Source organism: Rhodoferax sp. ZS1R25, assembly GCF_056521335.1.
Map to the genome: position 1 here is coordinate 852,373 of NZ_JBWMAZ010000001.1, position 16,329 is coordinate 868,701.

At 62.5% G+C, this 16,329-nt stretch carries 17 protein-coding genes and 1 tRNA gene; 17 read left to right on the forward strand and 1 reads right to left on the reverse strand.

The window, feature by feature from the left end:
* Window positions 1–57 precede the first annotated feature (57 nt).
* The 16 genes from rplQ (at window position 58) to AC097R_RS04085 (ending at window position 13,789) form a co-directional block, all read left to right on the forward strand.
* Window positions 58–453: a 50S ribosomal protein L17 gene (rplQ, locus tag AC097R_RS04010; protein ID WP_479596326.1), complete on the forward strand. Its 396-nt coding sequence runs from the start codon at window positions 58–60 to the stop codon at window positions 451–453.
* 22 nt (window positions 454–475) lie between these two features.
* A tRNA-Met gene (locus AC097R_RS04015) sits at window positions 476–552 on the forward strand.
* Window positions 553–1,061: 509 nt separating this feature from the next.
* Entirely contained in the window at window positions 1,062–1,271 is a 210-nt protein-coding gene (locus AC097R_RS04020; RefSeq protein WP_479596327.1) for a hypothetical protein, read from the forward strand.
* 95 nt (window positions 1,272–1,366) lie between these two features.
* Window positions 1,367–2,128 carry a hypothetical protein gene (locus AC097R_RS04025; protein ID WP_479596328.1) on the forward strand — a complete coding sequence of 254 codons (762 nt, stop codon included), beginning with the start codon at window positions 1,367–1,369 and terminating at the stop codon, window positions 2,126–2,128.
* 54 nt (window positions 2,129–2,182) lie between these two features.
* Complete coding sequence (locus AC097R_RS04030) at window positions 2,183–2,971, forward strand: ParB N-terminal domain-containing protein (protein ID WP_479596329.1); 789 nt, start codon at window positions 2,183–2,185, stop codon at window positions 2,969–2,971.
* 123 nt (window positions 2,972–3,094) lie between these two features.
* The gene (locus AC097R_RS04035) at window positions 3,095–4,222 is read left to right on the forward strand and encodes an aromatic ring-hydroxylating dioxygenase subunit alpha (RefSeq protein WP_479596330.1); all 1,128 of its coding nucleotides are present in this window, start codon (window positions 3,095–3,097) and stop codon (window positions 4,220–4,222) included.
* A 4-nt stretch (window positions 4,223–4,226) separates the two neighbouring features.
* Entirely contained in the window at window positions 4,227–5,039 is an 813-nt protein-coding gene (locus tag AC097R_RS04040; protein ID WP_479596331.1) for a GntR family transcriptional regulator, read from the forward strand.
* 25 nt (window positions 5,040–5,064) lie between these two features.
* On the forward strand, window positions 5,065–6,063 hold the full coding sequence (locus tag AC097R_RS04045) for a PDR/VanB family oxidoreductase (RefSeq protein WP_479596332.1): 999 nt from the start codon (window positions 5,065–5,067) through the stop codon (window positions 6,061–6,063).
* A 122-nt stretch (window positions 6,064–6,185) separates the two neighbouring features.
* Entirely contained in the window at window positions 6,186–7,358 is a 1,173-nt protein-coding gene (locus tag AC097R_RS04050; protein WP_479596333.1) for an ABC transporter substrate-binding protein, read from the forward strand.
* A gap of 104 nt (window positions 7,359–7,462) precedes the next feature.
* Window positions 7,463–8,338, forward strand: coding sequence for a branched-chain amino acid ABC transporter permease (locus AC097R_RS04055; protein WP_479596334.1), 876 nt, complete (start codon window positions 7,463–7,465; stop codon window positions 8,336–8,338).
* Window positions 8,335–9,327 carry a branched-chain amino acid ABC transporter permease gene (locus AC097R_RS04060; protein WP_479596335.1) on the forward strand — a complete coding sequence of 331 codons (993 nt, stop codon included), beginning with the start codon at window positions 8,335–8,337 and terminating at the stop codon, window positions 9,325–9,327. Before AC097R_RS04055 ends, AC097R_RS04060 begins: the two co-directional genes overlap by 4 nt.
* Entirely contained in the window at window positions 9,324–10,115 is a 792-nt protein-coding gene (locus tag AC097R_RS04065; protein WP_479596336.1) for an ABC transporter ATP-binding protein, read from the forward strand. Before AC097R_RS04060 ends, AC097R_RS04065 begins: the two co-directional genes overlap by 4 nt.
* Complete coding sequence (locus AC097R_RS04070; protein ID WP_479596337.1) at window positions 10,108–10,833, forward strand: ABC transporter ATP-binding protein; 726 nt, start codon at window positions 10,108–10,110, stop codon at window positions 10,831–10,833. Before AC097R_RS04065 ends, AC097R_RS04070 begins: the two co-directional genes overlap by 8 nt.
* A gap of 58 nt (window positions 10,834–10,891) precedes the next feature.
* A complete protein-coding gene (locus AC097R_RS04075; RefSeq protein ID WP_479596338.1) occupies window positions 10,892–11,872 on the forward strand; it encodes a Bug family tripartite tricarboxylate transporter substrate binding protein in 981 nt (326 codons plus the stop codon).
* A gap of 17 nt (window positions 11,873–11,889) precedes the next feature.
* Window positions 11,890–12,792: an NAD(P)-dependent oxidoreductase gene (locus AC097R_RS04080; RefSeq protein ID WP_479596339.1), complete on the forward strand. Its 903-nt coding sequence runs from the start codon at window positions 11,890–11,892 to the stop codon at window positions 12,790–12,792.
* 40 nt (window positions 12,793–12,832) lie between these two features.
* Window positions 12,833–13,789 carry an AEC family transporter gene (locus tag AC097R_RS04085; RefSeq protein WP_479596340.1) on the forward strand — a complete coding sequence of 319 codons (957 nt, stop codon included), beginning with the start codon at window positions 12,833–12,835 and terminating at the stop codon, window positions 13,787–13,789.
* A gap of 403 nt (window positions 13,790–14,192) precedes the next feature.
* Here the strand turns inward: AC097R_RS04085 and AC097R_RS04090 are convergent, their stop codons facing one another.
* A complete protein-coding gene (locus AC097R_RS04090) occupies window positions 14,193–15,059 on the reverse strand; it encodes an SDR family oxidoreductase (RefSeq protein ID WP_479596341.1) in 867 nt (288 codons plus the stop codon).
* 109 nt (window positions 15,060–15,168) lie between these two features.
* Here AC097R_RS04090 and AC097R_RS04095 point away from each other — a divergent pair, with 109 nt between their 5' ends.
* Window positions 15,169–16,110, forward strand: coding sequence for an AraC family transcriptional regulator (locus AC097R_RS04095; RefSeq protein ID WP_479596342.1), 942 nt, complete (start codon window positions 15,169–15,171; stop codon window positions 16,108–16,110).
* Window positions 16,111–16,329 lie beyond the last annotated feature (219 nt).

The window sequence follows — 16,329 nt, forward strand, 5'->3', positions numbered from 1 at the left end:
CGTGCCACGGGCAGTACCTGATCCGGCTGCCTGTCTAAAAACTGAAGGAAAACTACCATGCGTCACGGACACGGACTACGTAAACTCAACCGCACAAGCTCGCACCGCTTGGCAATGCTGCGCAACATGATGAATTCGTTGATTGAACACGAAGTCATCAAGACCACGGTCCCCAAGGCCAAGGAACTGCGCCGCGTTGTTGAACCCATGATCACTTTGGCCAAAGAAGCCACTGTGGCCAACCGCCGTCTGGCATTTGACCGCCTGCGCGACCGCGATAGCGTGACCAAGCTGTTCGACGTGCTGGGTCCCCGTTTCAAAGCCCGTCCCGGTGGCTATACCCGCATCTTGAAGATGGGTTTCCGCGTTGGCGACAATGCACCCATGGCTTTGGTCGAATTGGTGGACCGTGCTGAAGAAGTTGTTGAAACTTCTGACGCAGCACAAGCTTAATAGGTTATAATTTAAGTCTTGACGCGGAGTGGAGCAGCCTGGTAGCTCGTTGGGCTCATAACCCAAAGGTCGTTAGTTCAAATCTAGCCTCCGCAACCAATAGACACGTGGGATTCCACGGCAGCAAAGGCTCACTTCGGTGAGCCTTTTTTGTTTTGTGTCGAGTTTCTTGTAGTCTCAGGAAACAAAGTTTGCGAGGAAACAAAGTTTGCGTGTGTGACCATTAGCGGCACGAGACCGGGGCTCATCCCTTGAAGAGCACATCCGCCGTTCGCTACAACGGCGGCTCCGATGTTTAGCTTCGCTTTCTGGCCATCTCCATCCAGCAAGTACTGCAACGCCATCTTCCTGGCGCCAGCTCCACTCCACCTTCCGGGGGGCGCTCGCCTTGGCATCTTCCCGAGCAAAAGCGAAAACGCGCTGAATCCCGCAAGTTTTGGCTGGCGTTCTCAGGCGTGGCGTTTACGCTGGCTGATGGAGACATTGGCTGCATTCGGTATCACCTCTCGGTTCAATTCAAAGTCAGACCCATAGTAGCAAGGGTTTTTGACGGATTTACTGCTGACTGGCAAGCAGTATCTGGGCCACCAACAACGTAAAATAGAGGTATGAGCAAGCCAACAGACAAAACCAAGATCCTGGAAGACGGCTTACGCTACAAGTCCAAGGTAGGCGGATCCCCATTCCTCACTGCGTCCAGCCCTAGCGCCACCACGATGTCCTGCTTCCTGTGTGGCAAGCACCGCCCACGTAGCGAATTGAAATCTCGCAAGTTCATCGGAAAATCCCAAGCCGTGTGTGACCCCAAGTGTGGCTGAATTCCACAATATGTACCCATGACGAGGGCCCCACTATGGGGCCCTCGTCGCTTTGAAGACCGTGATCTCCCACGCATCGTTACCCAACAAAGTCTATGAGCCGCTTCACCGCAGAATTCTCTCGCCTGTACTTGGTGCCTGACGAGGCACACCCGGCGCGAGGGCGCTTGGTAGCCTTCGATGGCACGGTCAAAGCGATGGTGATGGGGGTAGCTGGGCCCGCAGATTGGTCAGAGCTGTCTACCGTATGGCACGCCACGCAAAGTGATTGGGAGCTGCCCGCAGCGGCCATTGCAGTGTCGGGCACGGACGGACTGCAGTTGTGGTTCTCTGTAGCAGAGCCGGTGAGTGCTGCGGACGCCGATGACTTTCTGGTGGCGTTGCAAAGCAAATACCTCAGTGCCCTGCCTGCCAAAAGGATTCGCCTGTATCCATCGCCTGCGCTGGCAACTACGAAGGCTGTCGTTCACGCCAGGGAAGTGCCGGCCCTGCAAGAGCGCACCGGCAATTGGTCTGCATTCGTGAGCCCCGACCTGGCGTCGGTATTTGGCGACGAGCCCTGGCTGGACATACCGCCCAATCTGGATCAACAAGCGGACATCCTCTCGCGACTGAAGCCCATGAAGGTGTCCGAGTTTCGCGAGGTTCTCACCCGCTTGCGTGCAGCATTGAACCAGAGTGCACAGCCAGCCGAACCAGTAGCCGGTGAGCCCAAGGGCGGTGCCGTTGCGCCATCGGGCTACAACTCCGCCACGATGACCCCCAAGGCGTTCTTGACCCAGGTGATGAATGACCCTGCTGTTGCGTTGAGAGACAGGATCGAGGCCGCCAAGGCCCTGCTGCACTACGCAAGCTGACCTCTGTGCGCCACGCGCCTTTTTTTTAGTCCATCTTTTTCCCTTGAACCATCCATGCACATCGTCGTCAACGAAACCCTGAAAGCCTATATTGATCCGCTGACCCCTGAGGAGTACGAAGCGCTGGAACGCAGCATTCTGGCGGAAGGCTGCCGGGATGCCCTGGTACTGTGGGGCGATGTGCTGGTGGATGGCCACAACCGCTATGGCATTTGCCAAAAACACGGCCTGCCGTTCCAGACACTGCAGAGCACATTGTTCCGGTCCATGGACGATGTGCACCTGTGGATGATCGACCAACACCTGGGGCGGCGCAGCGTGTCGGACTTTCAGCGCGGTGTGCTGGCCTTGCGCAAGCGGGAAATCATCTCTGAGCGCCGTGCCCGCGCGCAGGCTGCAGCATCTGGCGCCGATGCGGTGACGAACGAGGGCACTGCCAGCACGAGCACTGCAGCGCCGGAGCCCCGCCAAAGCCGCGAAGACATTGCTAAGGCTGCTCGCCTGAGCAGCAACCAAGTGGTGATGATCGAGAAGATCCAGAAGCAGGCGGCGCCCGAACTGGTGGCCGCTGTCAAGTCGGGAACCATCTCCATCAATGCCGCCGCCGCCGTGGCCACCTTGCCGGCGGAAGAGCAGGTGGCTGCGGCCACCGCTGGCAAAGACCAGCTCAAACAAGCCGCCAAGCGCGTGCGCGACGCCAAACGGGCGGCGCGGGCCGATCTGTCGGCCGACGCCGATGCCCACCCGGCCGACCCCTTGCAGGCACTGCAGCAACGCGTGGCCGCGCTGGAAGCTGAAAACGCCGACCTGCGCCAGCAATTGGCACAACTGCAGGCGGCTTAAGCGCTGTCAGGGGTAGAAATTTTCAGGGTGTGCTGCTGGTATTGAATACAGGAATATCAGAAAGAAGGCGGAATAAGCCAAAAAACCGCACAAAAACGTCTTCAATGTATACATTCGGTATCTATGAAGACCGCCAAATCCTCCTTTCCCCTGAACGCCTGGTACGCCGCCGCCTACGACGTGGAAGTGGCCCGCACGCTGTTGCCGCGTACCATCTGCAACCAGAAACTGGTGCTGTACCGCACGCTGGGCGGCGCGGTGGCCGCGCTGGAAGACGCCTGCTGGCACCGCCTGCTGCCCTTGTCCATGGGGCGCTTGGACGGTGACGAGGTGACCTGCGGCTACCACGGACTGGTGTTCAACGCCGAGGGGCGCTGCACCCACATGCCCAGCCAAGAGAGCATCAACCCGTCGGCCTGCGTGCGCAGCTACCCGGTGGTGGAAAAGCACCGCTTTGTCTGGATCTGGCCCGGCGACCCGGCCAAGGCTGACCCCGCGCTGGTGCCTGACTTGCACTGGAACGACGACCCCGCCTGGGCGGGTGACGGCAAGATGATTCGCGTGCAGTGCGACTACCGCCTGGTGGTGGACAACCTGATGGACCTGACGCACGAGACCTTTGTGCACGGCTCCAGCATCGGCCAGCGTGCCGTGGCAGAGGCTCCGTTTGTGGCCACCCACGGCGACCGCACCGCCACGGTCACGCGCTGGATGGAGAACATCGACGCGCCCCCGTTTTGGGCCGGGCAAATCAAGCACGCGCTGGGCTACGAGGGGCCGGTGGACCGCTGGCAGATCATCCGCTTCGAGGCGCCGTGCACCGTGTCCATCGACGTGGGCGTGGCCCAGGCAGGCACCGGCGCCATCCCGCCCGGTGGCAACCAGGGCGATGCCAGCCTGAGCCAGCGCCAGCGTGGCGTGAACGGCTTTGTGCTCAACACCATCACCCCCGAGACCGATGGCAGCTGTCTGTACTTCTGGGCGTTTGCGCGCAACTACTGCCTGGGCGAACAGGCGCTGACGCACAAGCTGCGCGAGGGCGTGGCCAGCATCTTCCGCGAGGACGAGCTGGTGCTCGAAGCCCAGCAAAAAGCCATCGACGACCACCCCGGCTACAGCTTCTACAACCTAAGCATAGACGCTGGCTCCATGTGGGCACGCCGCCTGATCGACGGCATGGTGGCCAAAGAGCAGGTGGGCGGCGTGCCGGCCGCGAAGGCGGTGATTCCGATTCGTGCGGTGGCAGGTTGAAATGATGACGGCACCCCATCCACGCCCGCAGATTGCTCCTGTTTTGATAGCTGCTAGCGCAGATTCTACGGGGGCTAGCGGCACAAACAATGCCCAAAGTAGCGTGCAGGTGCAAGCCTTGCTGCGCCTGCGCGAGATGATTCTGGCCGGTGAACTGCCTGCTGGTGCACGCATTGCCGAACTCACCATCGTGGAGAAGCTGGGTTTTTCCCGCACGCCCATTCGCGCCGCACTGATGCGGCTGGAGCAGGAGGGCCTGCTGGACGCGTTGCCACATGGTGGCTATGCGGTCAAAACCTTTTCCGAGCGCGATGTGTCGGACGCCATCGAGCTGCGCGGCACGCTGGAAGGGCTGTCGGCCCGCCTGTGTGCCGAGCGCGGTGTGGCCCCTTTGGTGTTGGCCGAGGCGCGTGGGTGCCTGGACGCGATTGACAGCGTGCTGGCCCAGCCCGCGCTGGACGAGGCGGCGTTCTCCCGCTATGTGGACCTGAACGCACGCTTCCATGCTCTGTTGGGCGAGATGTCGGCCAGCGCCGTGGTCGCACGCGAGCTGGAGCGCGTCTACAGCCTGCCGTTCGCCTCGCCCTCGGGCTTTGTGGTGGTGCAGGCCAATTCGCCCAGTGCGCGCGACATGCTCATCGTTGCGCAGGACCAGCACCGCCAGGTACTGGACGCGATTGAGCGCCGCGAGGGCAGTCGCGCCGAGAGCCTGATGCGCGAGCACTCGCGCCTGGCCCAGCGCAACCTGCGCGAGGCCGTGCACAGCCAGCACCTGCACGCCATGCCCGGCGTGCGCCTGATTCGCAAACGCAGCTAACCCCATCCCGATCCAAGAGCCCTTTATGCACAGCCATCTTTCCTGGTCCACCGCCACCGTGCAGTCGGTGCTGGACATCACTCCCACGGTGCGTGAATTTGTGTTGGTGCCCACCGCGGTGGGCGATGCCGTGCAGTCCTACACGCCTGGCGCCCACCTGCAGGTGGAGCTGCTGTTGCAGGGCCGCCCACAAGCGCGTTCGTACTCGCTGGTGGGCCTGCCCGATGCCAGTGGCTATCGCATTGCCGTGAAGCGCGCAGAACAGAGCCGCGGTGGCTCCCACGCCATGTGGCGCCTGGCGGTGGGCGACCGCCTGCGCATCAGCACGCCGGTGGACCAGTTTGCCGCCAGCCAACAGGCCAGCGCCACGCTGCTGGTGGCCGGTGGCATTGGCGTCACGCCCCTGCTGGGCATGGCGCAACAGCTGGCGCCCCGTGCCACGCCCCTGCGCATGCTGCTGGCAGCACGCACCACGGCTGAGCTGGCCTACGCCGAGCCGCTGCGCGCGCTGCTGGGCGAGCGTCTGAACACCCTGGCGTCCGACCAGGGCCAGCATGTGGACTTTGCGGCCGAGATTGCCGCGCTGCCCCCGGGCGCCCAGATGGTGGTGTGTGGCCCCAGCGGCATGCTGGAGGCCGCGCGCCTGGCCTGGGCACAGGCGGCCCGCCCGGCGGTGGACCTGCGGTTCGAGACCTTTGGCAACAGCGGCCGCCTGCCGGCCCAAGCCTTCAGTGTGCGCGTGGCGCCTCAGGGTCTGGCGCTGCAGGTGCCCGAAGACGGCAGCCTGCTGGAGGCGCTGGAGATGGCCGGTGTGCCCATGCTTTCCAACTGCCGCAAGGGCGAATGCGGCTTGTGCGCCACCAATGTGCTGGCCCTGGAGGGCGAGATTGACCACCGCGATGTGTTCCTCAGCCCGCATGAGAAGCAGGCGAACCAGCGCATTTGCGTGTGCGTGTCGCGGGTGGTGGGCTGCATCACGCTGGACAGCGCCTACCGCCCCGAGAAAACTGCAATACCGGCGTAGTTTTTCGGTGGGATATTGCAAAATGCTATATCAAAGAGTGGGGATTCTCGATTGCACAAGTCCCGTTTAGCGGCGATATTTCGGCCAGTGTGAGATTACAAAACCCCAACAGGAGACAGCACATGAACAAGCGCCACTTCCTTCGCGCCACCGCCTTGGCCAGCCTGGCTTTGGTGGGCACCGCAGCCCTCGCGCAGGACAACACTTTCAAGATTGGCCTGATCCTGCCCATGACCGGCCAACAGGCCACCACCGGCCGCCAGATCGAAGCCGCGGCCAAGCTCTACATGGCGCAAAACGGCGACATGATTGGAGGCAAAAAAGTCCAGCTCATCATCAAGGACGACACCAGCATCCCTGACGTGACCAAGCGTCTGGCGCAAGAGCTGGTGGTGAACGACAAGGTCAATGTGCTGGCCGGCATGGGCATCACGCCTTCCGCCCTCGCCACCGCCGCGATTGCCACCCAGTCCAAGACCCCATTGGTGGTGATGGCCGCGGCGACCTCCAGCATCACCGAGGCATCACCCTATGTGGTGCGCACCAGCTTCACGCTGCCCCAGGCCTCTGTGGCCCTGGCCGACTGGGCGCCCAAGAACGGCATCAAGAAGGTTGTGACCCTGGTGTCCGACTACGGCCCCGGCATCGATGCCGAGAAGTACTTCAAGGAGCGCATGCTGTTCAACGGTGGCCAGATCACCGAGAGCTTGCGCGTGCCCCTGCGCAACCCCGACTTCGCCCCCTTCCTGCAAAAGGTGCGTGACCTGAAGCCCGATGCGCTGTTTGTGTTTGTGCCGTCCGGCGCAGGCGCAGCGGTGATGAAGCAGTTTCTGGAACGCGGCATGGACAAGGCTGGCATCAAGCTCATTGGTACCGGCGACGTGACCGATGACGACCAGTTGAACGACATGGGTGATGGCGCCCTGGGCGTGGTCACCTCGCACCACTACTCCACGGCCCACCCATCTGCTTTGAACAAAAAGTTTGTCGAAGCCTTCAAGAAGGCCAACAACAACCTGCGCCCCAACTTCATGGCCGTAGGCGGCTACGACGGCATGCGCGTGATCTACGAAGCGCTCAAGGTCACCAAGGGCGCTGGCGGTGGCGATGCGCTGCTGGCCGCCATGAAGGGCCAGATTTTCGAGAGCCCCCGCGGCCCCATGTTCATCGACGCGCAAACCCGTGACGTGGTGCAAAACATCTACCTGCGCAAGGTCGAGAAGAAAGACGGCGAACTCTACAACATCGAATTCGATGTGATCAAGGACGTCAAGGATCCGGGCAAAACCAAGTAACCCGGCGTTCACTCCCAGGCAAAAAAGCGATGGCACTCCCCTCGCTTTTTTGTTGCCCGCGCGCTACCGTAGGGCCCGCCCCGCGAGATATGGATAGGTAAATTATGTTGACCCTGCTTTTTGACGGCATTGCCTATGGCATGCTGCTCTTCATCCTGGCCGTCGGCCTGGCGGTGACGATGGGCCTGATGAACTTCATCAACCTGGCCCACGGCGCCTTTGCCATGGTGGGGGGCTACATCACCGTGCTGCTGATGCAGCGCCTCAATGTGCCCTTCCTGCTGTGCCTGCCCGCCGCCTTTCTGGGTGCTGCGCTCTTGGGCGGTGTGCTGGAACGCACGCTGTACCGCCCGCTGTACCACAAGCCCCATTTGGACCAGGTGCTGTTCTCCATCGGCCTGACCTTCATGGCCGTGGCCGCGGTGGACTACTTTGTCGGCTCCACCCAGCAAATCCTGCAACTGCCCGAATGGCTCAAGGGCCGCACCGAACTGGGTGAGGGCGCCTGGATGCTGGGCATGGGCCACTACCGTTTGTTCATCATTGCCGTGTGTGCCGCGCTCACGGTTGGGCTGCAGTACATCCTGACCAAGACCCGCTTTGGCAGCCGCCTGCGCGCATCGGTAGACGACCAGCGTGTCGCCGCCGGCCTGGGCATCAACGTGAACGTGGTGTTCCTCTCCACCTTTGCCGTGGGTTCGGGCCTCGCCGGTTTGGGCGGTGCGCTGGGTGCCGACGTGCTGGGCATGGACCCCACCTTTCCCCTCAAGTTCATGATTTACTTTTTGATTGTGGTCGCCGTGGGCGGTACCTCCAGCATCACCGGCCCGCTGCTCGCCGCTCTGCTGCTGGGCATTGCCGACGTGGCCGGCAAGTACTACATCCCCAAACTCGGTGCCTTCATCGTCTACAGCCTGATGATCCTGATCCTGGTGTGGCGCCCGCAAGGCCTGTTTGTGCGCAAAGGGGGCAAGGCATGACCACCGAAACCTCCAAGCCCAACATCCTGTTGGCCGCGCGCCGCTGGCGCTGGTGGGAAGTCGTGCTGTGGGCCGCGGCCCTGGCCTCGCCCTGGCTGCTGTCTACCCATGCGCTCATCATCAACGAGATCGCCATCGTGGCGCTGTTTGCGCTCTCGCTGGACATCATCCTCGGCTACACCGGCATCGTCTCACTGGGTCACGCCGCCTTCTTTGGCATGGGCGCCTACTCGGCCGCGCTGTTTGCCAAGTTCATCATGCCGGACCCGTTGGTCGGCCTGGTGGTGGGCATTGCCATTGCCACGGTGCTGGGGGCCGTCTGCAGCGTCACCATCCTGCGTGGCACCGACTTGACCCGGCTGATGGTCACTCTGGGTGTTGGGCTCATCCTCATGGAACTGGCCAACAAGCTGGACTGGTTGACCGGCGGTGCCGACGGCCTGCAGGGGGTGGTCATGGGGCCGCTGTTGGGGCGCTTCGAGTTCGACCTCGCCGGCCAGACCGCGGCCTGGTATTCGCTCACCGTGCTGCTCATCCTGTTTGTGTTGGCGCGCCGCTTTGTTGGCTCACCCTTTGGTGCCACGCTCAAGGCCATCCACGACAACCGCCTGCGTGCCATGGCCATTGGAATTCCGGTGTCGCAGCGCTTGGCCGTGGCCTACACGGTGGCCGCCGGTGCAGCCGGTGCGGCCGGTGCCTTGCTGGCGCAGACCTCGGGCTTTGCCTCGCTGGACGTGTTTGAGTTTCACCGCTCGGCCGATGTGATGTTGGTGCTGGTCATCGGCGGGGTGGGCTGGCTGTATGGCGGCGTGGCAGGGGCCCTGGTCTTCAAACTCATGCAGGACTTCATTTCCAACATCACCCCGCAGTACTGGACCTTCTGGATTGGCCTGTTTCTGGTGGTGCTGGTGCTGGTCGGGCGCGAACGCCTGGTGCGGCCCTGGACCTGGTTCGGTGCCAAGAAGAACAAGACGGGAGGTGCCGCATGAGCAACCCCACAAGCAACGCTGCAGCGACCGTCCTCAGTGCCCAGGGCCTGGTGATGAAGTTTGGTGGCATCACCGCCACCAACAACGTCACGCTGGACCTGAAGCAAGGGGCCCGCCACGCACTGATTGGCCCCAACGGTGCGGGCAAGACCACGCTGATCAACCTGCTGACCGGCGTGTTGCAACCCACCGAGGGCAAGATCATTCTGGAAGACCAGGACATCACCAACCTGGCACCGCACCAGCGCGTGCGCCGCGGCATGGTGCGTACCTTCCAGATCAACCAGCTGTTTGACACGTTGAGCCCGCTGGAGACCCTGTCCATGGTGGTCAGCCAACACCAGGGCCTGGGCGGCAAGTGGTGGCAGGCGCTGGGCGCCAACCCGCGCGTGACCGAGCGCTGCGAACAGCTGCTAGAGCAGTTCCACCTGACCAGCGTGATGGCGCAGGAAACCCGGGTGCTGGCCTACGGCAAGCGCCGCCTGCTGGAGATTGCGATTGCGCTGGCCTGCGAGCCGCGCGTGCTGCTGCTGGACGAACCCGTGGCCGGTGTGCCCGCGGGCGAGCGTGAGGAGCTGCTGCAAACCGTAGCGGCCCTGCCGGCCGATGTGTCCATCCTTTTGATTGAACATGACATGGATCTGGTGTTTAGCTTTGCCAACCGCATGACGGTGCTGGTCAACGGCACGGTGCTCACCGAGGGCGACCCCGCGCAGATTGCCAACGACCCGCAGGTCAAGGCGGTGTACCTCGGCCATGCCGAAGGTGAGGAGGTCCACCATGGCTGAGCTGCTTAACGTCGAGAACCTCTCTGCCGGCTATGGCGAGGCTGTGGTGCTGCATGGGGTGTCCGTCCGTATCAACGAAGGCGAAACCCTGGCCCTGCTGGGGCGCAACGGCACGGGCAAGACCACCTTCATGAACACCCTGGCCGGCGCCACGCGCCAGCACGGCGGGACCATCACCCTGGGCGGTGCGGCCCTGCACAAGCTGCCGCAGTTTGAGCGGGCTGCTGCTGGCATTGGCTGGGTGCCACAGGAGCGCAACATCTTCAAGTCGCTGACCGTGGACGAGAACCTGACGGCGGTGGCGCGGCCGGCCCGTGCGGGGCGTACGGCGGCGATGTGGACACCTGCCCGCGTGTACGAGCTGTTCCCGCGCCTGGCCGAACGCAAGACCAACCTGGGCACGCAACTCTCGGGGGGGGAGCAGCAAATGCTGGCCGTGGGCCGCGCGCTGGTGCTGAACCCCACCTTGCTGTTGCTGGACGAGCCGTGCGAAGGGCTGGCACCCATCATCGTGCAGGAGCTGCTGCGGGCCATTCGCCGCATCACACGCGAAGAAGGCCTCTCGGCCATCATCGTGGAGCAGCACCCGCAGGCGATTTTGGCGATCAGCGATACGGCAGCGGTGCTGGACCGCGGCACGGTGGTGCACAGCGGTACGGCCAAGGGGTTGCAGGAGCAGCCTGCGCTCTTGGACAAATTGCTGGGTGTGGCTCGGTAGTGCTATTAATTTAATAGCTGTTGGCGCAATATTGACGGGGGCTAGAAGCCTGAAACTTATGAAAACCTTGAGCCAACTGCTTTCCTCCGTGCTGGTCTCCGTGTTGGCAGGCGCGCTCAGCGCAGCGCCTGCGCGGGCCGACACCTTTCCGTCCAAGCCCATCCGCCTGGTGGTGCCGTTTGGCGCCGGTGGCGTGGCCGATCTGACCGCGCGCACCGTGGCGCAGAAGATGTCCGAATCGCTGGGCCAGCCCATCGTGGTGGACAACAAGCCGGGCGCGGGTGGCGTGGTGGCGGGCGATGCCGTGGCCAAGGCCGAGCCCGATGGCTACACGCTGCTGCTCATGTCCAACGGTACTGCGGTGAGCGCGGGCCTGTTCAAGAGCCTGCCGTTTGACGCGCAGCGTGACTTTGCGCCTATCTCCACCATGGGCTACTTTGACCTGGCCGTGCTGGCCTCGCCCAACGCGCCCTACAAGACCATGGCGGACCTGCTGGCCTATGCCAAGGCCAACCCCGGCAAACTCAACGTGGGCACGGTCAACATCGGCAGCACGCAAAACCTGGCCGCCGAGCTGCTCAAGACCCGTGCAGGCGTGGACTTTCTGGTCGTGCCCTTCAACGGCACCCCCGCATTGACCACGGCGCTGCGCGGTGGGCAGATTGACGTGGCGGTGGAAATTCTGGGCCCCATGATGGGCCAGGTGCAATCCAAGGCGATCCGCGCGCTGGCCGTGCTGAGCGACACGCGTGCCAGCCAACTGCCCGATGTGCCCACACTGATGCAAAGCGGCGTGAAGGACTTTGACGTGTCCTCGTGGAATGCGCTGGCCGCCCCGGCCAAGACGCCCAAGGACGTCATCGCCCGCCTGAACAAGGAGGTGCAGGCTGCGGTGAACTCGCCCGATGTGAAGAAGAAACTGTATGAGCTGAACGTGGAAGCCCGTGGCTCCACCCCCGAGAAGCTGGGTGAGCTGCTGGCCAGCGAAATCAAGCGCTGGGGCGACGTGATCGCCAAGGCTGGCGTGCCCAAACTCTAGGGCCAGGGAACAACGCCATGGCCTTGTCGTTGCAGCATCTGGGGCTGGTTGGCTACGGCGAAGTAGGGCACACCTTTGCCGCCGGGCTGCGCACGCATTTTCAGTCCACCCAGGTGTGGGACCTGAAACTGGCGACGGCTGCACCCACGCGCGATGCGCTGCACGCGCAGGCACTGGCGGCGCACCTCAACCCCGAAGATTCGCTGCAAGCGGTGTGTGCACGGAGTGATGTGTTGATGTCCGCGGTCACCGCCTCCAACACGCTGGCCGTGGCGCAGGCCGCAGCCGCGCATCTGCGCCCTGGCACCGTGTTTCTGGACCTGAACTCCGCGTCGCCCGGCACCAAGCAGCAGGCGGCCCAAGTGATCGAGGCCGCTGGCGGCCGCTATGTGGAGGCTGGCGTCATGACCTCGGTGCCACCCTATGGCATTCGCGTGCCCATGTTGCTGGGCGGTGCCTTGGCGGCCGAGCTGGCACAGGTGCTGAACGCCATGGGCATGGACACCAAGGCCGTGGCGCCCGAGATCGGCGTGGCATCGGCCATCAAGATGTGCCGCAGCGTGATGATCAAGGGCCTGGAGGCATTGGTGATCGAGAGCTACAGTACCGCGCGCGCCTACGGCGTGGAAGACCATGTGCTGCCCACGCTGGCCGAGACCTTTCCCAGCATCGACTGGGAGACGCAGGGCGCCTACTTCTTCAGCCGCGTAGTGCAGCACGGCCAGCGCCGCGCGGAAGAAATGCGCGAGTCGGCCCGCACCGTGGGCGAAGCGGGCTTCGCTCCCACCATGGCCAGCGCGATTGCCGAGAAACACCAGCGGGTGGCCGATCAGGCCCGTGCGGGGGTGTTTGCCGGCGTGGGCAAGGGCGCGGCGTGGCAAGACTATGCTGACGCCCTGCTGGCCGCACGCAAAGCCTGACGGGCACACTCCCACTTTCCCAATTCTTCTCTAGGTTCCGATGCTCGATATCCTGGCCATCACCGGCCCCATCTACCTGTGCATTGCCGCAGGTTTTCTCGCCACCCGTTTTAGGGTCTTCAGCAAGGCCGATATGCGCGTGCTGGGTAAGTTTGTGCTGAACTTTGCGTTACCCGCACTGCTGTTCAGCGCTGTGTCGCAACGCCCGTTGCGCGAGGTCATGCACACCGACTACCTGCTGGCCTACGGCCTGGGCTCGTGCACCATGCTGGTGGGCGGTTACGCCTGGGCGCGCTGGGTGGACAAAGGTGAGAAGACCTACCGCGCCTACTTCGCCATGGGCATGTGCTGCTCCAACAGTGGCTACGTGGGCTACCCCGTGGTCTCGCTCACGCTGGGGGCCATCGCCCCCGTGGCGCTGGCCCTGAACATGGTGGTGGAGAACCTGGTGAAGCTGCCCATCCTCATGTCACTGGCCGACGCCAGTGAAGCCAGTTCCACGGGCCAACGCCGCAGCGTGTGGCGTGTGCTGGGTGCCACGCTGCTGGGCCTGTTGCGCACGCCCATGCTGGTGGCTATCGTGGCGGGCTTTGCGTTCTCTGTGCTGGAGTGGCATTTGCCCGGGCCGTTCGGGCGCACGGTCACGCTGTTTTCGCAGGCCACCACCGCCGTGGCGCTGTTTGTTATTGGCGGCGCGCTGGTCGGCTTGCGCATGCAGGGCAAACGCCGCATGGTGGGCAAGATCGTGATCGGCAAGCTGCTGCTGCACCCGCTGTGCGTGTTCATCGCACTCCTGTGGGTGGTGCCCATCAGTGACCCGCAGCTGCGCACCGCAGCCCTGCTGTTTGCTGCCATGCCCATGCTGGGCATCTACCCCATCCTGGCGCAGCGCCATGGCCACGAAGACGTGAGCGCCGCGGCACTGCTGGCGACCACGATCGCTTCGTTCTTCACGCTGAATGCGCTGCTGTGGGGATTGAAGCACTACCCCCTGTGAGTTTTTAGACCGGCGATTGCGGTCGCTCGATCATGTGCTGGTAGACCATGCTCTGAGAGAGCACCTGAATATTGGTGCACCACCTCTGTGCTTGCTTTGGGCCAGGAGCGGGCTTCGGTGAGTGACCGTTATCGGGTGGCGCACCCCGTGTTCCGCTCTGGGGGGGAGGCGAACGTTGGGCAACGACGCAGACGATTTACCTTTTGGCCGCAAGCGGCCGATCGCTCTGTCGCACCACACAAATCGCAAGCAGACATTGACGGCTGCTTGCGATTTCGATTCAGGCAACGCGCTCCTAGCGCGTTGTCATAAAGGCCAGCCCTGCAAATAGCTGCAGCGCTGATCTGACTATTAAATCGCCCCGACAGCACTCGCGTTCGATAGGTCTAGTCCAGCCATACCTTCAGCCTTTGGCTTCAGCAAGCGCAGCGGCCACTGATGCAGAAAGCGGCGTTGTCGGACGACCGATCAACGCACTCATTTGTCGCCCCTCGTCGAACAAGGCGTCACGTGCCGCGTATTCATCGGACTCAGCGATCAACTCCGCGATCTGTGCAGGCAAACCGGCACCTACCAACGCTGCAGAGAACTGAGCGCGAGGCATGTTCACATAATGCAGCGATTTGCCAGTCTGGCGGTTGACCTCGGCGACCATGTCAGCTCGGGTGTACGCGTTGTCGCCGGCCAGCTCGAAAACCTGGTTATCACCAATAGGCTGAGTCAGCACTGCCGCTGCTGCATCCGCGTAGTCAACACGCGGGGCCCACGAGATCCTGCCCTCACCGGCTGAGCCGATGAATGCACCATGCTCAAGCGCAACGGGCAGGCTGGCCAAGTAGTTCTCCACGTACCAGCCGTTTCGCAGCAGGACGTACGGCAATCCTGATGCCTCGATGAGGGCTTCAGTCTCGCGATGCTCGGCAGACAAGCTCATCGGAGACTGGTCAGCGTGAAGCGAGCTGGTGTATGCCAGTTGACGCACTCCGACTTTTTTAGCCGCGTCGATAACGGCGCTGTGCTGTGCGGTGCGCTGACCCACCTCGCTGGAAGAGATCAGCAGCACACGCTCGGCCCCTGCAAAGGCGGCCTCCAGAGTGGAGGGGCGTGAATAGTCGGCCTCGCGCACAACCACACCGCGTGCGGCTAAGTCAGAGGCTTTGGAAGGAGTGCGCACAGCTGCAACGATGCTGGCAGCGGGCACGCCACGAGAGAGAAGCTGGTTGACAACGAGGCGGCCAAGTTGGCCGGTGGCGCCAGTGACGATGATCATGGAAAAATTCCTAAAGGGTTGATGAAGGCGTTCATAGTATTTAGATAGAAGCGAACTTAAAATGGCAATAAGTTCAAACTTCATGTCCATTAGTACAATATTTACTGTAATGAACAACGACCCCTTCACCCATATGTTGCGCGACACTGGCTTCGCGCGCAGACTTCTGGACCTCAGCGATCTGGCGCACTCTCGTGCACTCCGATTTCCGTGCGAACGCAGCATAGGTCTTCACCTCGTCTTGCGCGGGCCTGTCTATGTGCACACCCCTGAACACCAGGAGCCGTTGTGCCTTGTCAGCGGAGATGTTGCCGTGTTGGGTCGCGGTCACGACCATTTGCTGAGCACGCAACCAACGCTGGAGGGGCAGCAAGTCGACCAGATTCGTTTGTCTGTTGGTACGCCCGACGCGTCGGCCACGGTGTTGAGCGGCGTGTACCAGTTCTGGCATGCGCCACTTCACCCATTCTTTGCTGAGATGCCGGCATTCACCGTGTTGCGAGCAGCTGAACTGCCCCGCCTTGATCCTTTGGCATTGGTCAGCGGTCTGTTGGCCGACGAGTTGCGCGCGAGTGATACTCCCGGCGCCAGCATCGTCATGCAAGGCTTGCTTGACGCTATCTTCACCTACGCACTGCGTCATGTGATTGCCGGTTGCGCGCAAGCACAACCAGGTTGGAGCCAGGCGCAGCAGGACCCTCAGATTGGTCGGGTGCTCGCACTCATGCACGAGGAGACCACACATGCTTGGACCCTGGAAGAACTGGCTCGCCGTGCCGGTTTGTCGCGTACAGCCTTAGCCGAGCGGTTCCGCGAAACCATGGGCGACACGCCGCTGAACCACTTGCGTACCCTGCGCATGCAACGTGCGGTGCAGTTGCTGACCGAAACCGACCGGCCGCTGGAGACGGTGGCTACCGCAGTCGGCTACCAGGACGCGTTCAGCTTTTCCAAGGTATTCAAGCGAAGTGTGGGTCTGTCTCCGAAGGCCTTCAGGCAGCGAGACGCTGCTGATCGGCAAAATCTTTGGCGCTTGAAAGCAACGAGCTGAACGGTCTGTCTCGGCCAATATCTGGCGCACCGATCATGGTTGCGATCAAATAATTTACCAATCTCATGCAGGGTCCAACCTTGCTTCCAGCGCTCCCACATAAGCGCCTTCTGACTATCCGTGTAGTAGGTCCGATTTCGATACTTCATCTGCAACACTACTTCTGCTCACGCAGGTTTTAGTGTGTTGCATCGACCGGTTGAATCCGCCGTCGATTAC

Excerpts from the sequence above, each read along its gene's own strand:
- rplQ (WP_479596326.1), top strand. The coding sequence starts at position 58 with ATGCGTCACGGACACGGACTACGTAAACTCAACCGCACAAGCTCGCAC.
- AC097R_RS04020 (WP_479596327.1), top strand. The coding sequence starts at position 1,062 with ATGAGCAAGCCAACAGACAAAACCAAGATCCTGGAAGACGGCTTACGC.
- AC097R_RS04025 (WP_479596328.1), top strand. The coding sequence starts at position 1,367 with ATGAGCCGCTTCACCGCAGAATTCTCTCGCCTGTACTTGGTGCCTGAC.
- AC097R_RS04030 (WP_479596329.1), top strand. The coding sequence starts at position 2,183 with ATGCACATCGTCGTCAACGAAACCCTGAAAGCCTATATTGATCCGCTG.
- AC097R_RS04035 (WP_479596330.1), top strand. The coding sequence starts at position 3,095 with ATGAAGACCGCCAAATCCTCCTTTCCCCTGAACGCCTGGTACGCCGCC.
- AC097R_RS04040 (WP_479596331.1), top strand. The coding sequence starts at position 4,227 with ATGACGGCACCCCATCCACGCCCGCAGATTGCTCCTGTTTTGATAGCT.
- AC097R_RS04045 (WP_479596332.1), top strand. The coding sequence starts at position 5,065 with ATGCACAGCCATCTTTCCTGGTCCACCGCCACCGTGCAGTCGGTGCTG.
- AC097R_RS04050 (WP_479596333.1), top strand. The coding sequence starts at position 6,186 with ATGAACAAGCGCCACTTCCTTCGCGCCACCGCCTTGGCCAGCCTGGCT.
- AC097R_RS04055 (WP_479596334.1), top strand. The coding sequence starts at position 7,463 with ATGTTGACCCTGCTTTTTGACGGCATTGCCTATGGCATGCTGCTCTTC.
- AC097R_RS04060 (WP_479596335.1), top strand. The coding sequence starts at position 8,335 with ATGACCACCGAAACCTCCAAGCCCAACATCCTGTTGGCCGCGCGCCGC.
- AC097R_RS04065 (WP_479596336.1), top strand. The coding sequence starts at position 9,324 with ATGAGCAACCCCACAAGCAACGCTGCAGCGACCGTCCTCAGTGCCCAG.
- AC097R_RS04070 (WP_479596337.1), top strand. The coding sequence starts at position 10,108 with ATGGCTGAGCTGCTTAACGTCGAGAACCTCTCTGCCGGCTATGGCGAG.
- AC097R_RS04075 (WP_479596338.1), top strand. The coding sequence starts at position 10,892 with ATGAAAACCTTGAGCCAACTGCTTTCCTCCGTGCTGGTCTCCGTGTTG.
- AC097R_RS04080 (WP_479596339.1), top strand. The coding sequence starts at position 11,890 with ATGGCCTTGTCGTTGCAGCATCTGGGGCTGGTTGGCTACGGCGAAGTA.
- AC097R_RS04085 (WP_479596340.1), top strand. The coding sequence starts at position 12,833 with ATGCTCGATATCCTGGCCATCACCGGCCCCATCTACCTGTGCATTGCC.
- AC097R_RS04090 (WP_479596341.1), bottom strand. The coding sequence starts at position 15,059 with ATGATCATCGTCACTGGCGCCACCGGCCAACTTGGCCGCCTCGTTGTC.
- AC097R_RS04095 (WP_479596342.1), top strand. The coding sequence starts at position 15,169 with ATGAACAACGACCCCTTCACCCATATGTTGCGCGACACTGGCTTCGCG.